Genomic DNA, 20366 nt, shown 5'->3' on the forward strand with positions numbered 1-20366 from the left:
TTGTGAGAGTGTTTTTATGGCGGATTACGATTTAACGAATAATGAAAAAAAGGTTCTATTGGCTTTAAATGAATTGGAAACGGCCGAGCTCAAAGACGTGGTCGAAATTTCCGATCTCAATGCTGACGCGTCGATGCAAGCGGCTTTTCTTTTGGAAGAAAAGGGACTTTGCCAAGTCATCGAATCTTCTTTTGAGCTTTACGGGCTTTCCTGCGAAGGAAAACAATATGCTGAGGCCGGGCTTCCGGAACGGCAAATTATGGACAACATCGACGGTCCGACGCCGCTTGAAAATTTAAGAGAGCTTTTTTCACCCCAATTTGTCGGCATCGCGACCGGTTGGCTCATTAAAAAGAAATGGGCGAAAATCGAAGACGGCGTTCTGATTCCGCTCGGCGATATTTCAAAAGGGGAAGATGAAAAAGTCTTAAGCGGCCTTTATGAAAATTCTTTGGAAAACGATACGTTCGATCCGGTTTTTGAATTGCCGGAAGAAGCCGCGTCCAAAGCGACCATTCAAGACCTTTTAAAGCGCAAATTGCTTGAAAAAGACGACTACGTCACCCGCAAAATTGTGATTACGAAAACCGGAAAAGCCTTGGCGGCCAAAGGTATTTTCATCACGGAAGAAATTGCTCAAATCACGCCCGAACTTTTAAAAAGCGGCGATTGGGAAGGAAAAACGTACCGTCCCTACAAAGTTCAAAAGCCGTTAAAGCCGCTTTACGGCGCGAAAATTCATCCGTACCAGCGCTTGATTGATGAAATGCGGCAAATCTTTTTGGAAATGGGTTTTACGGAAATCAAAGGAAACATCGTCCAATCGTCTTTCTGGAACTTCGATGCGCTTTTCCAGCCGCAGGACCATCCCGCCCGGGAAATGCAAGACACATTCCATCTCGGAGAACGTTCTCCGGTTCCGGAAGAATTTGTGGATAAAGTGCGCGCCTGCCATGAAACCGGCGGCAACACCGGTTCGACCGGTTGGGGAGGTAAGTGGAGCGCCGACATCGCGGAAAAGAATGTTCTTCGGACGCATACGACATCGGTGACCATCAAATATTTGGCCGACCATCCGAAAGGTCCGATCAAAGTGTTTTCGATCGACCGTGCCTACCGCCGCGAAACGATTGATCCGACGCATACGCCTGAATTTGAGCAATTGGAAGGCATCATCATGGACAAAGACATGAGTTTTTCAAACCTTCTCGGCTGCCTGAAAGAATTTTACCACCGCATGGGATTTTCGGAAGTTCGCTTCCGTCCGGGATATTTCCCGTACACGGAACCGAGCGTGGAACCGGAAGTCTACATTGAAGGTATGGGTTGGGTGGAGCTTGGCGGCGCCGGCGTTTTCAGAAAAGAAGTGACGGAGCCGTTCGGCATTACCGAGCCGGTTCTTGCTTGGGGATTGGGCGTCAGCCGGGTGGCGATGTTGAAACTCGGGCTTAAAGATCTTCGGGAACTGTATCAATCCGATATTGATTGGCTCAGAAAGAGCGAAGTCGGAAACGGCATTTAATTAATTCCCGTTTCTTTTCTTTTTCTTTTTTAAACGTTATAAGAAAGCTCTGTTTTAAAATTGAATTATAAGTGGCAGATTGAAAAAATGGCAGCCACACATTTTATAATTAATTTGAAAATAGATCTACAACACGTTTTTATACGTTGGATGTTTATTGATATTTAATAATGCCTACCATGCCTAGTTATTGAATCCTTTCTTTTTGAATTGGTCATTAACGCACACTAGGGTAGGCTCTTCTCTTTATCTTTTTTCAATCTTTTTGATGATTTATATGAACAACAATCAACCTTTATCTGTAGACAATCAAATTATTCTTTTAATGAATAAAGGCCTTGTTATTCATGACTCGCAGCAGGTTCGAACGTTTCTCTCAAATAATACTTATTACAGATTAAAGGGTTATACGCACACGCTTCAAGATAATAATGTTGGAGAAAGACTGTTTGTAAACCATGTTTGTTTTGAAGATGTGTTGGATATTTACAATTTTGACATTGAGCTGCGGTCTTTGATATTTAAGGCAACGGAAAGAATTGAAATAGCTTTTCGAACGCAACTTATTCAACAATATTCGATGGTATATGGAGCACATTGGTATTTAGATGAAAGCCATTTCCGAAATCAGTCGAATTATAATTTGTTTTTGGACGATTTTTATAATACATTACAGCGTAGCACGGAAGATTTTATTGAACCGTATAAGATGAAACAAGGAATAACATGCTGGATGGTACCGGCGTGTTGGATTAGTTTTGAAATAATTAGCCTTGGAAAACTTTCAAAGTTGTTTACAAATTTGCGCAAATCAGATTGTAAAAGAGAAATAGCAGCCCATTTTAAAATGAAATCTCATTTTGTTTTAGAAAATTGGATTTATTGTCTCAGTGTTATTCGAAATATATGCGCTCATCACGGTCGGTTATGGAATCGGACAATTCCGATGGACATGGAATTTCTTAAAAAACCTTGTTCAGAGCCATTTATCATGAATTTAAACATCCCTTCTAATAAAATTTATGTTTATGTTTGCGCTATCCGATATTTGTTAGATGTTATTGAACCGCAAAATGATTTTAAAATCAAGCTCATTGGCCTGCTTGACAGGTATCCGTCAATTGGTTTAAAAGAAATGGGATTTCCGGTTGATTGGAAATCTGAAGGGTTTTGGACATAATTTTTTTGTTTTTTGCGATGGGCGGCGCGCGTTATGGCGGCATATTTTCCTTTGATTTCAAAAATTTGCGGACATTTTTTCAGAATCATTCAAATTCGTCTTGGCTTTTTTAAAAATATGCAGACATTTTTGATGATACATTTTATATCCATCGTCACATTTATCCTTTAATTCTCCAATTTATTTTATAATTCAGATCTCCAGGTGAATAGATGGTTTTTATTTTGCTCAATTACAAAACTTTTGACGAGGGAACGGGTCAAAAATCCGTTGATATCGCACGTGCTTGCCGGGATGTTTCGGAAAGTTCGGGCATTGAAATCGCTGTTGCGCCCCAATTTGCAGACCTTTTCCGCGTTTCTTCTTCCGTCGACATTCCGATTTTTGCGCAACACGTTGACGGCATCGGTTCCGGCAGCAACACCGGACAAGTTTACGCGCGGTGCCTTCGGGAAGCCGGCGCAACCGGCAGTTTGATCAATCATTCCGAAAAGAGAATGACGCTGGCCGACATTGAACGGTCGCTTTTGTCGCTTTACGAAAACAGGATGAGAAGTGTGGTTTGCACGAACAATGTTGCGACAACAGCGGCAGCAGCAGCGCTGTCGCCGGATTATGTCGCGATTGAGCCGCCCGAACTGATCGGAACCGGTGTTCCGGTTTCAAAAGCAAACCCCGGAATTATTACGGATTCGGTCGAAGCGGCTCGAAAAATAAATAAAAAAGTGATTGTGCTTTGCGGCGCCGGCATTTCAAAAGGTGAAGATTTGAAAGCGGCAATCGAGCTTGGGGCCGGCGGCGTGTTGCTGGCGTCCGGCATCATTAAAGCAAAGGACCCGAAGGTTGCGCTTGAAGATTTGGTTTCGTTGATCTAAATCAAAATCCATCAAATCAATGGTAAAATAAAAAAATAAAATCAGAACAGGTTAGGAATTTCACATGCGGGTTATGATTATCAGCGGGTTTTTGGGCAGCGGAAAAACAACGTCGGTTTTAAAAATCGCGAAAATGCTCACCGACGCCGGGAAAAAAGTCGCCATTATTGTTAATGAAGTTGGTGAAATCGGGATTGATGGTGAAACGCTTGACATTGCCGGAATCCCGTCCAAACAAATCACAAACGGGTGTATTTGTTGTTCTCTTAAACTCAGTTTGAGTCTTACCATTTCGGAACTCTCGGATACTTACAATCCTGACGTTTTGATTCTGGAACCGACCGGTCTTTCTTTTCCGCAACAAATTCGAGATGAGCTGTGCGAACTCAACGTGATGATGACATTTTCCCCGATTACGGCTCTGGTCGATACATCCCGTTTTTCGACCGAAATATCTCAAATTCCGAAATTTATCACGCAGCAGTTGATCGAAGCCGAAATAATCGGCCTGAACAAAATGGATTTGGCGGACGCTTCCAAAGTTGCCGAAGTCGAATCATTTTTAAAGGAAATCAACCCGAATGCTCTTCTCGTTTACATGTCGGCGGCAACCGATGAAAGTTCCGTTGCCCGGCTTTATGACCTTCTCATGAGCGCGGACCATGAAAAATGTTCGTCGGATTATGAAAAAAGTGAAACCACCTTGAATTCCGTTGAAATTTCAAACGTCAGCACCTATTCCGGGCTTTACGATTTTTCGGGGAAAGTGTTGTCCAAAGAAGATGCCGGAAAAATGCTTGAACATATCATCTCATCGGCCGGAATGGATTTGTCCAAAATCAATTATTATTTTGTCGGGCATGTCAAAATGGCTGTCAAAATCGGTGACACTCTGGTCAAAGTCAGTCAAGTGTCCGCGTCCGACGACCGGAAAATTGAAGCGGAATACATTGTGCAAGAGCCGGAAGACAATAACGGCAAGTATGAGCTGCGGTTTTTGTCGGCGGTGACCAATATTCCAAAGGACCGATTGACGGTGATTATCGACCAATCGATTCAGGTTTTTTTAAAGGCAAAGGGACTTGAATTTGAAAAAAGAAAAAGCGCGGAAGGAAAAAAGAATTTGATTGAATTGTAATATTTTAAATTACAATTCAATATTTATTTTTTTATTTTTATCATCTCTTTTATTTTTATCATCTCTTTTATTTTTGTTATCTTTTTTTATTTTTTATTTTTCTAATTCTAAGCTATTCATTCCGCTTTTTTATAAAATATACAAAAATTCATATGTATTCATCTCATTATTCTACAATCAGATTATCAAATTTAACTTCGGATTTGATTTTCTATTTGTATTGTTAAATTAAATCTGAATTAAATTTTGTAATCATATTATCATATCAAGTTCGGATTGTTCAAAAAAAGTGTGTGATTGTTTAATCCGATTTTTTAAAAATGTGTGTTTTTAATGGTTTGGTGATAAAAAATGATAAGAGTTTTAATTCTCAGCGGCTTTTTGGGAAGCGGCAAGACAACAACGATTCTAAAATTTGTCAAAATGCTCAATGACGCCGATCAAAAAGTAGCAATTATTGTCAATGAAATTGGTGAAATTGGAATTGACGGTGGAACGCTTGAAACATCCGGTATCCCGATCAAGCAAATCACAAACGGATGTATTTGTTGCTCTTTAAAAATGAGTCTTCCCGCCACAATAACGGAAATTAATAATTTGTTTCACCCGGATGTTTTAATTATAGAACCAACCGGTATTTCTTTCCCGGAACAAATTCTCAATCAACTTTTTGAAATCAATGTCATGATGATGTTTTCACCGATTACTGTGCTTGTGGACGTTTCAAGATTGGAAACAGAACTCGTTCAAATTCCCAATTTCATCAATGAGCAATTGCAGGAAGCGCGCGTGGTTGGTCTTAATAAAACGGATTTGGCAACTCCTGAAAAAATAAAATCGGTTGAGGCTTTTGTGAAAAAAATAAATCCGGACGCGACTTTAATGCATTTGTCGGCGTCAAAAGATGACGAATCTGTTCGCCGGCTTTATGAGTTGTTGTTCAATAAAGATAATTCGTCTCTATCTTCCGATTATGATGCGGATTTGATGACAAAACAGCATCTTGACTCCATTGAAATGTCTAACGTGACCACGTACTCCGCCCTTTATCATTTTAAAGCGCCAAAAACGTTTTCCGACAAATCGGCCGGAAAATTGCTTGAAACCGTTGTGACGGCCGCCGGGGCTGATATTTCTAAGATAAATCCTCATTTTGTTGGCCACATCAAAATGGCGATTAAAGTCGGGAATATGATGGTCAAAGTCAGCCAAACATCCGTTTCAAATGATCGAAAGCTGGAAGCGGAATACATCTTGCAAGACACCGTTTTTTACGATGAGGATGATGAAATTGAACTTCGGTTCTTGTCGGCGGTGACCAATATTCCCAAAGAACAATTGACGCAGATTGTTGATCAATCCATTGAAGTTTTTTTGAAAGCAAAAGGCTTCCCGTTTGAAAAACATGAACATGATGACGACCATGTTCATGAAGATGGCCAAACGCACAGTTAAATTATGGATGACATAATTGGTTACAAATGAAATGAATGGATGAGATTTTATCCATTTATTTTTTATTTTTTTATTTTCTTTTATCCGCTCCTGTTTTTCAATTTCTTGTCTCGCAACTTATATATAGAATATCTGACATATGAAAGCTGTATTTTTCCGATTTGTCCGGAAAGATGATCCAAAATAAACCGGCATGAACTCCCGGTTTTAGACATTTTTCAGGCGAAGGATATGAAATTGAATTTGGAAGCGGTCCCTGCAAGACGCAAACCCGGGAAAAAAATTCAATTTCGGGAAATGTAAACAGCAATTCGGAACCGGTTCGATTTTTATACATTTGTGCATATTTCGCAATCTGTCATAAAATATGCAATGCATTGACGCTATTTGTGTCACGCTCCATGAATTCAAAATCATTATCATCAGGAGACATAAAATGTCAGGACAACCCATTTTTATCTTAAAAGAAGGAAGCAAACGCACTCGCGGACGCGACGCGCAAAGCAACAACATTATGGCCGCAAAAGCGGTGGCGGAAGCTGTCAGAACAACACTCGGTCCCAAAGGCATGGACAAAATGCTCGTCGACTCCATGGGCGACGTCACCATCACCAACGATGGCGCCACGATTTTAAAAGAAATGGACATCGAACACCCGGCCGCTAAAATGATCGTCGAAGTGTCAAAAACCCAAGACGAAGAAGTCGGCGATGGAACCACCAGTGCGGCGGTTGTTGCCGGCGAACTTTTAAAGAAAGCGGAAGATCTCATTGAAATGGACATTCACCCGACCGTGATCGCATCCGGTTACCGGTTGGCTGCCAACAAAGCGATTGAAATCGTGAACGGTTTGGCGAAAGAAGTCAAAACCAACGATGAAAAACTCTTGACCAGCATCGCCTCCACCGCGATTACCGGAAAAGGTGCCGAATCCGCAAAATCGCTTCTCGCCGGAATTGCCGTAAAAGCCGTCACCAGCGTCGTCGATGAAATCGGCGGTAAAAAAGTGGTTGACCGTGAACAAATCAACGTCGTCAAAAAAGTCGGCGGCCGTGTCGAAGATTCCGAACTCATCAACGGCATGATCATTGACAAGGAACGTGTTCACACCAACATGCCCGAAGTTGTCAAGGATGCCAAAATTTTGCTCCTTAACGAAGCGATCGAACTCAAGGACACCGAAGTCGACGCCGAAATTTCCATTACGTCGCCGGACCAGCTCCAACTCTTCCTCGACCAAGAAGAAAAAATGATTAAAGACTTGGTTGACAAAGTCGCGAAAAGCGGCGCAAACGTCGTTTTCTGCCAAAAAGGCGTGGACGACATGGCCCAGCACTTCTTAACCAAACTCGGACTCTTCGTTGTCCGCCGCGTTAAGAAAAGCGACATGGAAAAACTCTCCCGCGCAACCGGCGGAAATCTGATCTCCAACTTTGACGAAATCTCCAAAGACGATTTGGGATACGCCGCCGTTGTGGAAGAAAAGAAAATCTCCGGCGAACCCATGGTCTTTGTGACCGGCTGCAACAACCCGAAATCCGTGTCCATCCTCCTTCGCGGCGGAACCGACCACGTGATTGACAGCGTTGAAACCGCTCTTGAAGACGCTCTCCGTGTTGTCGGCGTTGCCATCGAAGACCAAAAATTGGTGGCCGGCGGCGGCTCTCCGGAAGTCGAAATCTCTTTGCGCTTAAACGAATACGCGTCCACTTTGGAAGGCCGCGAGCAACTCGCCGTTCGCGCTTATGCTGAAGCCTTTGAAGTCATCCCGAAAACCTTGGCCGAAAATGCCGGTCTTGACCCGATTGACATGTTAATGGCGCTCCGCTCTGCTCACGAAAAAGGCATGAAAACCGCCGGACTCGATGTGTTTAAAGGCGAAGTCGTTGACATGTGGAAAGAAGTCGTTGTCGAGCCGCTTCGCGTCAAAACCCAAGTCATTAACGCCGCAACCGAATCCGCCGTTATGATTCTCAGAATCGACGACGTGATCGCGACCACCAAATCCCAAGGCGCCGGCGGTGCTCCGGGCGGAATGCCGGGCATGGGCGACATGGGCATGGACATGTAATTTGAAAAACGAGAAATCAACCGGAAATTGAATCTTTTCAATTTCCAAAATTATTTTTTATTATTTTCAGTTTTTTTATTATTTAAATATTTAAAATTCAATTTTTTTTAAGTTCAATTTTTTTAAATTCAATTTTCAACCTTTTCTCACACGTGGAATTTCATTGTTTTCTCAATTCATTATTTTAATGATTTACTATTTTATCTAAAACAAATTTATATACTATTGATAAATACACTGGTTCTGATAATTTATATACTCTCTAAAATATTATATATTTGTTATTAAAAAAGGGGACTTGTATGGATTCGAAGTGGAAAACCTGTTTTAAAATTGGCATTATCTTATTAATTGTTATTTTGCTGGCTCTTCTTTTAACAACTTGTCTCCAATCTCAACAAACAGAACAGGACTGCGACTGTTCGGTTTCAAATCCTCCGATGGGAAACGAAATCAATAATTCAAGCAGCGGGTCAAACAGTTCCGGCGGATCTTTGGGTCCGGTGAACGTGACGCCCGGCGGCGGTGGAACGCCGGTCAGCCCGCCGGTTCCGTCAACCTTGTCTTTGTCGGCGGAACTTTACGATTATAATGAAACGACAAACACACTTCGTATTTTAGTAACGGCCGACCAACCGATTGCGGCAGCTGACCTCACCACCGTCGGTTACAATCAAATCAACGGCGGCCCGGACAGCGGCACTTTAGCGCCGACAGACGTTGAAGTTTATTTGCCGAAAGCCGATTCATTTTTAGTTTCCGTTGCGGGAGCGCCGCTGAGTGCACCCGGCAGCGGTAATATTTATACGTATTCCGTGTCGGATGGAAATGCGTCAACAACCGCCGGAACCGTCAACTATCCGTTTCAATCCGGAACCGGCGCTGATGATTCCGGGAATGAATTTGTGATTGACCATATTGTTCAGTTCGACGCGCTCCGGTATTATACGGGGGCTGCCGGCAACAACAAATATTTCAGAATCAATTCAAGCCTGGAACTTCCGGCGGCGTGGAACGTTCCGACGTCGTCGAATCCCGCTGTTCCGTCTTATTACAAGCGCGCTTATTCGGATGAAAAAGGCTGGGTGCCGGCCGGAAACGCAACTGTTGGCTTTAGCGGAAAATTGGACGGCGGCAACAAGGAGCTCAGCGGTTTTTCCATGAACCGCCCGGCGGAAAATAACCAAGGTATTTTCGGCGTCACCTCTTCCGTTTCCGAAATGAAAAATATGAACTTGAATTTGACCGGCGAAACAATTGCCGGAAATAATTATGTCGGCAGCCTTGTCGGTAACAATTCCGGAAAAATTAATGATTCAGCTGTTGTTGGCGGAAATATTTCCGGCGGTATGTATGTCGGCGGCCTGGCCGGTTGGAACAACGGTTCCGTTTCGGAATCAACGGTTGGTTCTTCGGGAATGCCGGTCTCCGTGACCGGTAAATCCTCTGTGGGCGGCTTCATCGGACAGAACAACGCTTCCGTGACAACTTCTTCCGTAAACGCCGTCGTCTCGGAAATAACAAACGGTGGCGGAGATGATATCGGCGGTTTTATCGGCAGCAACAGCGCCGGCGGCGCCATCACTGTCAATAATTCGACGGCCAACTCGTCCGTCTCAGCCGGCAAAACAAATACAGTTGGCGGTTTAATCGGTTACAACAATGGAACGATTACCGTTTCCGAAAATGTGGAATTTTCAAAGAGCGTTCACGGGAACAACATCACCGGCGGTTTCATTGGCAACAACACAGGATCCATTTCAAACGGCGCCAACAAAATCACAATGAAAAGCAACGTCACCGGAAGTAATATTGTTGGCGGCTTCATCGGCTGGAATAACCGGTCGATTTCAAACGTCAGCGTCGGTCCTTCAACTGGGCAGGTTTCGATTATCGGCGGCAACAATACCGGCGGTCTCTTCGGTTTCAACAACGGTTCCATTTCAAACGCGTCGGCCGGCATTTCCGGCGGGCAAGTTTTTGTTTCCGGCAACCAAAATATCGGCGGTTTTGTCGGCTATAACCGGGGAAATATTTCCGCGTCCGCCGCCGGAACAACGACGGTTCCGATTTCCGTTTTCGGAAAAACGGATGTCGGTGGTTTTATCGGCAACAACGCCGCGTCAATTAATAATTCTTCCATCTATTCGTTGGTGAGCGAAAACGGAACCGGAAATTCCGTCGGCGGTCTCATCGGCAACAACACGGGAAACATTACTTTGGCGAATATAACGTTCAATTCGACGGTAGCCGCTCAAAACAGCAACGATGTCGGCGGCGTTATCGGGAAGAATTTGGGCAATATAACAGCCGACTCCTCATTGATTTTTTCAAGTAATGTTACCGGAAAAGACAACGTCGGCGGTTTTATCGGTCAAAATTACGGGGCAAGTCCGGTCAAAACCATCGCGACAACCGCAACAAATAATATAACGATGACCGGAAATGTTTCCGGAAACAAATCGGTTGGCGGCCTGATCGGCATCAATTTTGTTTCCGACATCGGTTATGTTCGTTCGAACGCGACGGTCGCCGGAAAGGAATATGTCGGCGGTTTGATCGGCACAAACGGAAACGGTACCGGCAACAATAGAGGCGGCAACATTTCCAATGCCAGCGTCGGTTCTGCAATGGACCGTGTTTCAGTGACCGGTTTTAATTATATCGGCGGTCTCATCGGTGAAAACCGCGGGGAAGTTAAAAATTCAACCGTAGTAACGGCGGTTACCGGAACCGGAAACACTTCCGCAAACGGCAATTACATCGGCGGCTTCATCGGAAATAACACGGCAGCCGGCAGCGTTACTTTGAATAATTCGACTTCTGACTCCACCGTATCTGCTGATTACAGCAATTATGTCGGCGGTTTTATCGGCAACAATGCCGGGCCGGTTACGATTTCCAATAATTTGGTTCTTGCGGTCAACATTAAAGGATTGAATTCTACCGGCGGTTTTATCGGTAACAATTCCGGCGCTTTTGTAGGTTTAGGCACTTACAAAATTGATGTGAGTGGAAGTGTTCAGGGACATGACAATACCGGCGGTTTTGCAGGGTACAATTCCAACGTCATTTCAAATGTCACGGTTGGTTCTCAGGCATCTCCCTTTATCGTTTCCGGCAATAATAACACGGGCGGTTTTATCGGATGGAACCGGGGCGGAACGGTTTCAAACGTCACATCTTTTTCGTCGGTGACCGGAAACAGCAACGTCGGCGGTTTGGTGGGTAACAATTCCAATTTATCATCGGCGGCGGGGACAATTTCTAACGGCCGTGTCGGAGATGCTGCTCATCCGATTTCCATAACCGGTAACTCTTCCGTTGGCGGTTTGGCCGGCTCAAACAGTGGAAATACGGCAGCGATTGGAGCGATTTCTTCGTCCGAAGTTTATGTTGAGATTGACACAAACAACGGCGCCGGTTCCGGCGTTGGCGGGCTTGTCGGGTTTAATAACGTCAATGGTCAAATCACATTTGATTCAAATACCGTTATCCATTCCACAATTTATGCAAACAACAGCAACAACGTCGGCGGCGCTGTCGGTTCAAACGGCGGATCAGGCGCAATCGTCATTGATTCTCCGGTTGTCGTCACGGATATTGATCCGGCTAAACCGGTCAAGGGGCAAAACAATGTCGGCGGCTTTATCGGCTACAACAACGGAACGATTGCGGTCAATTCTCCAATCGAGCTTTCTAAGAATGTGACCGGAACAGTTTCCGTCGGCGGTTTTATTGGCAATAATTCGGAGAGCGGAACATTCACAAATCTCAGTTCCGCAAACAGCATTACAATGACGGCCGGCAAAAACGTAAACGGAACCGGAAGTTCCGTCGGCGGTTTCATGGGCAATAACAACAATACAGGCGGCCTCTCCTACGTTCGGGCGCTCAACAATGTCAACGGGGCCGAACGCAGTGGTGGTTTCATCGGCCTGAACAAAGGAAATATTTCAAACGTTATGTCCGGCGGAAACGTGACGGTTGTCGGTGGTAACCATGTCGGCGGCCTCATCGGTCAAAGCGTGGGCGGTCAATTGAACAATTCCTATTCCGAATCGAACGTGTCCGCCGGAAACAGCGCCAATGTCGGTGGTTTAATCGGGTCGATGGACCATACCTCAAAAGTTTTGAATTGTTACGCTTCCGGAAATATTTCCGGCAATTCGCCGGTTGGCGGTCTTGTCGGGACAGCCGCGCCGGATTCTGGTATTTCAACATCTGTCGCCTTAAACAGCGGTCTTGAAACAACCCTTCCAATAGGCGGCCGGATTCATCGGATTCTCGGATCGGACGGCGATTCCGGCAGCGTTCTTTTAACCGGCAATTACGCGTTGAATAGTTTAACCGGAACAAGCAGTTTAACGGGATTTGATGGTGAAAATATCACGTCATCCGATGCAAAAACGCAAGCTTTCTACGACGGAACTCTTCCGTCGTCTTTGTCCTGGGATTTCGCAACGCCGATTTGGACCATTGATGAAGGAATCGCTTATCCGGTTCTTAATTGGCTGCCGTAACGGCGGTTAAATAAAAAGTCATTTGTGAGTTCAATCGCAAATGATCTTTCATCTCTTTTTTTGTCCGACGGCGCCGGCACGTGCATTACAGCGACATATTTTTTTGAGTTCAAAAACCAAAGATTGGTTTTTCATTCGTTCTTTTTTCCCAAAATCACAAATAATTTAATATATGGTGAATTTGAACATATAGTATCTTTCAGCTTGTTTATTCACTATTTATCCTTTTATTCATCCTCTATTCGGATGATTTTATTTCATCATCTCACAAGCTTTGCCGTTATTTAAAAAGGCTTTTCGAGCATGCTGAAAATATTTATGAATGTTGTCGTATTGATCTAAAATTGTCAGACATTGGCTTTATTGTAACACTGATTTCAAAGTTGTGATTTCTCTTGGATGCGTTTTATTTTCTGGCCCTGATTGTTCTTTTGCCTTTTTTGATGGCGCTTTTCGTACCGCTTGCGTACAAAGTCCTCAAAGATAAGGTCGGATGGTTCGCGGCGTTGGTCGCTTTTGTTTGTTTGATCATGGTGGGCGCCATCGTTCCGACAACCTATGCGGGTGACGTTTTATCCGGGGCAATGTCTTGGATTCCGGGACTTTTTGTCAATTTGGCCTTTTACGCGGACGGGCTTTCCGTTCTTCTCGGAATCATCGTCTCTTTCATCGGTATTTTAATCCTGTCGTATTCCAACAAATACCTCTCCAAAAGCGAAGACTTGGTCCGTTACTACCAATATCTTCTCGTATTCATGGGATCCATGCTTGGCATTGCCTTTTCTGATAATTTAATTCAACTCTTTATCTTTTGGGAATTAACCAGCATCAGTTCATTTATGCTCATTGGTTATTATCGAAAAACCAAAGAATCCATTTACGGCGCAACAAAGGCGCTTCTGATTACCGGCGGCGGCGGACTTTTCATGTTCGCGGGCTTTTTGCTGCTCTTTTCCATCACCGGAACGTACGGTATTTCCGAAATGCTGACCAGTCCCGACATGATTGCTGTTGTCAAAAGCAGTCCGCTCTTTACGGTCACTCTCCTCTTCATTCTCATCGGTGCTTTTGCCAAATCCGCGCAAGGCCCGTTTTATGTTTGGCTCCCGAACGCCATGGAAGCGCCAACGCCGGTTTCCGCCTTTTTGCACTCGGCGACAATGGTCAAAGCCGGTGTTTTTTTGGTCGCGCGTTTTCATCCGATGTTTTCGGGAACAACGGACTGGTTTGTTTTGGTCTGCGGCATCGGGCTTATCACCATGGTCGGTGCCGGCTTTTTAGCGCTCCGGCAGACGGATTTGAAAGGAATTCTCGCTTACTCCACCATCAGTCAGCTGGCTTACCTGATGACCATGTACGGCTACACCACGCTGGCGGAGCCCGGAATCGGTGTGGCCGCGGCAACTTTTCATTTGCTCAACCACGCGACTTTCAAAGCGTGCCTCTTCCTTTTGGTCGGCATTGTCGCGCACGAACTCCACACGCGTGACATCCGAAAAATGGGCGGTCTTCGAAAAGAAATGCCGATAACATTCATTTTGACCGTGATCGCCGCTTGCGCCATGGCCGGAATCCCGCCGCTCAATGGCTTTTTGAGTAAAGAATTGTTTTACGAATCTTCCATTCAAATGGCGGAGGCGCTGGGCGGCGGAATGGCCTGGATGATTCCCATTTTAGCGGTTGTCGGCGGTGTTTTGACGTTTGCCTATTCTTTCCGCTTGATCCTAAAAGTGTTTTGCGGCAAACGGACCACTGATCCCGATGTTCCGGACCACGTTCATGACCCGTCTTGGATTCTTTTGGGTCCCGCCGCCATTTTAGCGGCGCTCATCATTCTCATCGGACTTTTCCCGACGCCGTTCATTGATTATTTGGTTCAGCCGGCGATTAACGCCATTTTGCCGGGCGCGGAACATTTGCATGTCGCGCTTTGGCACGGCATCACGCCGTCTCTCATCATGACGATTATTACGTTTGCGTTTGGCATATTGGTTTATTGGAAATATGACGCGATTGCCGGTTGGCAGACCCGTTTCAGTTCCAAACATCCCAAAATCAGCATCAATTGGATTTACAACACTTTGGTTGACAACGCTTTTGATTTCGGGGCGACGCTGGGGAAAATGCTTCAAAAAGGACCACCGGCCGGATATGTCAAGACCATGCTTGTTTTCATCATCGCGATGGTTCTCATTCCGATTGTCTATGCCTTATTCACGGGGCTTCCTATTTTCCCGAATCTGGATTTTGCCGGAATGCCGTCCGAGATGCTCGTCTTTATTCTCATTATTTTAACCGCCTGGGGAGCCGCCTCGCTTCCGAAATATTTGTCGGCGATCATCTCTCTGTCCGCTTGCGGTTTTGTCGTGTCGCTTCTTTACGCTTATCTCAAAGCGCCGGACTTGGCGATGACGCAGCTTTGTATTGAAACGCTGTCCACGATTATGTTTTTGGTCGTCATCATGAAATTTAAAAATAAAGAAGCCGTCCGTCCCGAAAAAACGCGGGCAAAAGTCAAAAATGTGCTTTTGGCCGTCGGGTGCGCATTTGTTTTATTTATGATGCTTGCCGGCGCCGATCTGATTGCGCCTTTTGAAACCTTCTCTCACTATTTCATTGAAAACGGTCTTGAAATGACAGCCGGCCGAAATATCGTCAACGTGATCGTGGTCGATTTCAGAGGATATGATACGATTGGCGAAATTTCGGTTATTTGTATTGCGGCGCTTGCGGTTTTCAATTTGATTAAAAGCCGTTCCAAAGACAAGCAAGAAAAAACAGTCACATCTACCATGACGGAGGAAAAGAAATGACCACAATCATTGCCAAAACCATCTCTAAAGCTTGTCTTGTGATCTGCCTGTTCTTTTCCATTTACTTGCTGCTTAACGGCGGCAATTATCCGGGCGGCGGTTTCGTCGGAGGCGTTTTGTTCGTGTGCGGTATTGCGCTTGTTTATGTCACCTACGGCATGCGTTACATCAATGTCCGGCTGCAGCCGGATTGGCTCGGCTGGGTCGGCTACGGTTTGTTATTTGCTTCCGTCACGGCGCTGGCCCCTCTCTTTGTCGGCCATAACTATTTCAGAAGCGCGTTTGACGACTTCCCGATTGAAATTTTGGGTATACACATCGGTCACATTGAGTTGATTTCATCCATGTATTTCGATGTCGGCGTTTATTTTGCCGTGATCGGCGGTCTTTTGTTCATTTTGACAAATATCGCGTCTGACAAAGTTCGGGCGAAAGAGACGGAAAGTCCGTTTAAATATACGGGGACAGCCGACAGTCCGGTTCGAGTGGACACATCGATGCCGGCGGTTTTGAGTTCAAAAGTTGCCGAAAAAACGGAATCGTCTAAAAATTCGGACACTCTTTCTTCCGAAACGTCCGGTTCGGCCGGCTTTTCCGGTTCAACCGCCTCCTCGGGAAAGCATCACCAGCATCACCATTACCTTTATGAGGATTCAAATATTGATGAACTCAATCGCGCGTCGAGTTTTCACAATCCTAATCTTGATCTTTTCAACAAAGACGACGATCTCAACGCAAAACAGGAGGAAAAGAAATGACGAACGTATGGCTTGCGCTCACGATATCAGTTCTTTTCGGGATCGGTATTTATTTGATTTTGCGCCGCGATATCATTAAAATTGCGATGGGATTTGGTTTAATCAGCCATGCCATCAATTTGACAATCGTCTCTTCCGGCATTTTAAAAGGAAATTTGGTTCCGATTTTGATGAGCACGATTAACAAATACGCTTCTTTCATTTTCACGGATGATTATAAAAATGGTATTTTGGCGCCGATTGTGCTCGGTGTTTCGGAAGATTATTTATTTACGGACCCGCTCACGCAAGCGCTTGTTTTGACGGCGATTGTTATCAGTTTTGCGACCACCGCCATCTTTTTGACGCTCGCGTACCGGATCGGCGAAGAATACGGGACAACCGATGTTGACGAACTCAGGAGGCTGCGCGGATGAACTTTGATCCGTCTCTTCTCTTTTCGGCGCCGCTCGATTACGTGACGTCCTTTTTCATGACCAACATTGTCGTGCTTCCGATTGCCATTTGTTTACTGATGGCGCCGGTTATGATTCTTTTGCGGAACCGGAAAAATGCGCAGAAATATGTCGCCCTTTTCGTTTCCGCCTTTTTGTTTTTTATCGGTATTGTTTTGTTTTTGGACGTTTACAAAAACGGTATCTTGGTCTACGATATCGGCGAATTCGGAAAATACGGCATCGTTCTCGTCGGCGATCTTTTGTCGGCGCTCATGGTTCTTCTCAATACGTTTATCGGCTTTTTGGTTTTGATTTATTCGTTAGATTACATCGAAAGAAAGTCTTTGAGCGACAGCTATTTCGTTTTATTCTTCCTGATGCTGGGCGGCATCAACGGCATCTTCCTGACCGGCGACTTGTTTAACATGTTCGTTTTCTTTGAAATAATGTTTTTGTCGTCGACCGGTCTCATTATGGCCAACGAGTCTCTCAGCGTGACCGACATATCTCATAAGCTTGAAGCCACGTACAAATATTTGGTTTTGGGAATGCTCGGGTCGTTCGTGATGTTGATTGCGATTACAACCATTTACGCTTCCGTCGGATCTTTAAACATTGCCGACCTCGCCGCTAAGATTCAAACGCTGACGGATTCCGGATCGGTTCCCTGGGTGGTTATCGGGGCAGCTCTTCTGTTTGTCGTGGTTTTCGGAAACAAAGCCGCGTTGGTTCCGCTTCATTTTTGGCTTCCGGATGTTCACCCGACCGCGCCGACACCGGTGAGCGCGATGCTCAGCGGCGTTTTAATCAAAGTCGGCGTTTACGGCATGTTGCGTATTTTGTTTGTCGTTTTGGCGCCGGCGCTTTCGTTTGTTCTTCCGATTGTGATGTTTTTTGCGCTCATGACGATTGCGATTGGCGCGTTTTCCGCGATGGGGCAGACCGATCTCAAAAGAGTGCTTGCTTACTCAAGCGTTTCTCAAATCGGTTATGTTCTTTTAGGTTTATCGTTTGGAACCGCCGGCGCGATTGCGGCAGCGATTATGTATTTGATTAACCACGCGGTTGCCAAATCTCTCTTATTCCTGACAGCGGGCGGCATTATTCATGAAACCAAAACGCGCGACCTTCGGAAGATGGGCGGGCTCATTACGGTTTTGCCGCTTTTCTCAATGGCGTTTTTAATCGGCGCCATGTCGATTGCCGGGATCCCGCCGATGGGTGGTTTTATTGCGAAGTTCGCGCTTTTCCAATCGTCGGTTTCCGGTGAATTTTATTTGGCGTTTTTAATCGCGCTTGTTTGCGCGATTGTCACCATTTTTTACATGTTCCGCACATGGATTTCCATCTTTTGGGGTGAAAACCGGAATGTAGATGCCGGTGCCGGAACAGGTGCCAACACGGGTGTCGGTACCAATGCAGCCGGTTCTGTTCCGAATGCGGCGGACGCGCATGCTGATGGGGCGGTGTCGGTTCCGCATACCGATATGCTGAATCCGCACGCTGTATCGGGTCCGCATTCGGTATCTGATTCGCACGCCGTGTCAGATTCGCACACAGTCGCACCGGATTCTTCCGGGCCGGCGACCGGTGTTTCGCATAAAAAACATAAAATACCCTTCGAAATCGTCATTCCGATTGTGGTTTTGTGCGCCGTTGTTATTTTGCTCGGTATTTATCCGGAACCGCTTTATGAGATTTCAAACTTAATCGCCACTCAAATTTTGGATCCGGAAACATATATTTCAACAGTCCTCGGGAGGGCTCCGAGATGAAAATAAAATTTAATTTCATGCGAACTTTGGTTTATGTGATGCTCGGCATTCTTTGGATGCTCATCAGCGGCAGCTTTTCAATCGGCAATTTCATTTTGGGCGTGTTTTTTGCGTTTTTAATTTTGTATCCGTTCCGAGACATGTTTACGTTTACGGATTCCTTCGGTCATTTTGTCCGCCAGTTCCCGAAAAAATTATGGTATATTTACATTTTGTTCCGCGAAATTGTGAAAGCGAATTTTTTCATGGCTTATAAAATCCTTCAACCGAAGCTGGATATTCGTCCGGGAATTATCGCTTATCCGTTCACGACGACGAAAAGCATTTCAACAACCGTTTTGGCCAACACGATTTCACTGACGCCGGGAACGCTCATTATTGACGTTCATGTTAAAAACCCGACGTTAAAGGGTCCGGGCATTTATTATGTTCACTCGATTTACATCGACAGTCCCAAGGATGTGCGTGACACGATTCGCGACGATTTGGAAAAACCGGTCTTGGAGGCTTTTGAATGATTCATGCGCTTTCAGCTTTCGGCTGGGTGACCGTCATTGCTTTGTTTGTTGCGACGGCCGCCCTTTTTATGGCGATTTACCGTGTTTTTGTCGGCCCGACCATTGTGGACCGAATTGCGGCAGCGGACGCGATCGGGAACACGATTGTTATTATTTTGGCGATTTACGCTTTTTCTCAAGACTCTCAGTTTTTGATTGATATCGCGCTTCTCCTTGCGATTATTTCATTCATCGGAACGTTGGCGATGGCCAAATACGTTGACAGAGGAGATGTGGTTTGATGGATTTGTCCGTTTTCCCGTTTGATTTTTCATCCTTACGCCTTTGGATTTGTTACTTTTTCCTGTTGCTGGGCGTCTTGGATATTTTAATCGGAATGATCGGTCTTATTCGGCTGCCTGATATTTACAACAGGCTTCATGCGACCACAAAGATCGCGACAACAGGCGCTTTTTTCGTTCTCTTGGGCATTTTGGTCGCGGACGGGTTGACGCCTCTTGGCATCAAATCCATTGCGATTGCGGTTTTTCTTCTCATGACCGCGCCGGTTGCCGGGCATGTGATCGCGCGGGCGGCGTACAACATCAACGTACCACCATGCGACCAGACGATTTTTGACGCATACTGCGGAAAACGTCAGGGCGATTATTGCGATGACTTCGATTTCCACGAAGGTTCTTACGTTTATGTGGACTTGGATAAACGTGATCAAGCACATTCCTTTAACAAATATAAGGAAAATCTGGCGACGCAGTTTTCAAAGGAAATCACGGATTTGGCGACCGATGTTGTTGAAACGACGCCGGATACGGTGGTTCCGATTGAGGACGAAGTCATTGATGATGGTTTGAAGACAGTGGTTTCCGAGCCCAAGTCGGATGTTTCAAAACCGGAACAAACGGAGGCCGAGACGAAGCCGGTTCTCACTGATTTGGATGACGTTATTTCAGCGCCGGAAGATTCGGACGAAAAAACAGAGCTTGAAGCCCGTCCGGAACTCACGGAAGGATTTTCAGAATCCGAGCTGGAAGAAAAGTTGGAAGAAAATCCTGACCTTCAGACAGCGATTCCTGAGAAAAAATTGGAAGAAATACGTGAAAACGATGATGGTAATGCCGACGCAAAGGATTCTGACGGCAAGGACGAAAAATCATAAAAAGAAGAATTCGTTCTTCTTTTCTTTTTTTTGTTTTATTTTTTTACTGTTTTTTTCTTTTTGTTGTTTCCTGTTTTTGTTTTATCGGCCGCCGCGCGCGTTATGGCGTTTGCTTTTCCCGTGATGTGAAAAATGGCGAATCCTT

At 45.2% G+C, this 20366-nt stretch carries 14 protein-coding genes; all 14 read left to right on the forward strand.

The window, feature by feature from the left end:
- The first annotated feature begins 16 nt into the window (after nt 1-16).
- On the forward strand, nt 17-1522 hold the full coding sequence (gene pheS / locus MsAc7_RS06425) for a phenylalanine--tRNA ligase subunit alpha (protein ID WP_338102096.1): 1506 nt from the start codon (nt 17-19) through the stop codon (nt 1520-1522).
- A 277-nt stretch (nt 1523-1799) separates the two neighbouring features.
- On the forward strand, nt 1800-2702 hold the full coding sequence (locus MsAc7_RS06430; RefSeq protein WP_338102097.1) for an Abi family protein: 903 nt from the start codon (nt 1800-1802) through the stop codon (nt 2700-2702).
- A gap of 212 nt (nt 2703-2914) precedes the next feature.
- Nucleotides 2915-3577, forward strand: a complete 663-nt coding sequence (gene tpiA, locus MsAc7_RS06435) for a triose-phosphate isomerase (protein WP_338102098.1) — start codon at nt 2915-2917, stop codon at nt 3575-3577.
- Between the two features lie 64 nt (nt 3578-3641).
- Nucleotides 3642-4715, forward strand: coding sequence for a GTP-binding protein (locus MsAc7_RS06440; protein WP_338102099.1), 1074 nt, complete (start codon nt 3642-3644; stop codon nt 4713-4715).
- 351 nt (nt 4716-5066) lie between these two features.
- Nucleotides 5067-6170 (forward strand): CobW family GTP-binding protein, encoded by a 1104-nt coding sequence (locus MsAc7_RS06445; RefSeq protein ID WP_338102100.1) that lies wholly within the window; start codon nt 5067-5069, stop codon nt 6168-6170.
- A gap of 436 nt (nt 6171-6606) precedes the next feature.
- Nucleotides 6607-8241 carry a thermosome subunit beta gene (thsB, locus tag MsAc7_RS06450; protein ID WP_338102101.1) on the forward strand — a complete coding sequence of 545 codons (1635 nt, stop codon included), beginning with the start codon at nt 6607-6609 and terminating at the stop codon, nt 8239-8241.
- A 302-nt stretch (nt 8242-8543) separates the two neighbouring features.
- A complete protein-coding gene (locus MsAc7_RS06455) occupies nt 8544-12764 on the forward strand; it encodes a beta strand repeat-containing protein (protein ID WP_338102102.1) in 4221 nt (1406 codons plus the stop codon).
- A 395-nt stretch (nt 12765-13159) separates the two neighbouring features.
- Nucleotides 13160-15577 (forward strand): hydrogen gas-evolving membrane-bound hydrogenase subunit E, encoded by a 2418-nt coding sequence (gene mbhE / locus MsAc7_RS06460; protein WP_338102103.1) that lies wholly within the window; start codon nt 13160-13162, stop codon nt 15575-15577.
- The gene (locus MsAc7_RS06465; RefSeq protein ID WP_338102104.1) at nt 15574-16335 is read left to right on the forward strand and encodes an MnhB domain-containing protein; all 762 of its coding nucleotides are present in this window, start codon (nt 15574-15576) and stop codon (nt 16333-16335) included. The genes mbhE and MsAc7_RS06465 overlap by 4 nt, the downstream gene beginning before the upstream one ends.
- Nucleotides 16332-16751 (forward strand): NADH-quinone oxidoreductase subunit K, encoded by a 420-nt coding sequence (locus MsAc7_RS06470; RefSeq protein ID WP_338102105.1) that lies wholly within the window; start codon nt 16332-16334, stop codon nt 16749-16751. The genes MsAc7_RS06465 and MsAc7_RS06470 overlap by 4 nt, the downstream gene beginning before the upstream one ends.
- Complete coding sequence (locus MsAc7_RS06475) at nt 16748-18547, forward strand: proton-conducting transporter transmembrane domain-containing protein (RefSeq protein WP_338102106.1); 1800 nt, start codon at nt 16748-16750, stop codon at nt 18545-18547. The genes MsAc7_RS06470 and MsAc7_RS06475 overlap by 4 nt, the downstream gene beginning before the upstream one ends.
- Nucleotides 18544-19065: a Na+/H+ antiporter subunit E gene (locus MsAc7_RS06480; RefSeq protein ID WP_338102107.1), complete on the forward strand. Its 522-nt coding sequence runs from the start codon at nt 18544-18546 to the stop codon at nt 19063-19065. Before MsAc7_RS06475 ends, MsAc7_RS06480 begins: the two co-directional genes overlap by 4 nt.
- Nucleotides 19062-19346 carry a monovalent cation/H+ antiporter complex subunit F gene (locus MsAc7_RS06485; RefSeq protein WP_338102108.1) on the forward strand — a complete coding sequence of 95 codons (285 nt, stop codon included), beginning with the start codon at nt 19062-19064 and terminating at the stop codon, nt 19344-19346. Before MsAc7_RS06480 ends, MsAc7_RS06485 begins: the two co-directional genes overlap by 4 nt.
- Nucleotides 19346-20221: a monovalent cation/H(+) antiporter subunit G gene (mnhG, locus tag MsAc7_RS06490; RefSeq protein WP_338102109.1), complete on the forward strand. Its 876-nt coding sequence runs from the start codon at nt 19346-19348 to the stop codon at nt 20219-20221. The genes MsAc7_RS06485 and mnhG overlap by 1 nt, the downstream gene beginning before the upstream one ends.
- Nucleotides 20222-20366: the final 145 nt, after the last annotated feature.

The organism is Methanolapillus millepedarum (assembly GCF_032594115.1).
Lineage (GTDB): Archaea > Halobacteriota > Methanosarcinia > Methanosarcinales > Methanosarcinaceae > Methanolapillus > Methanolapillus millepedarum.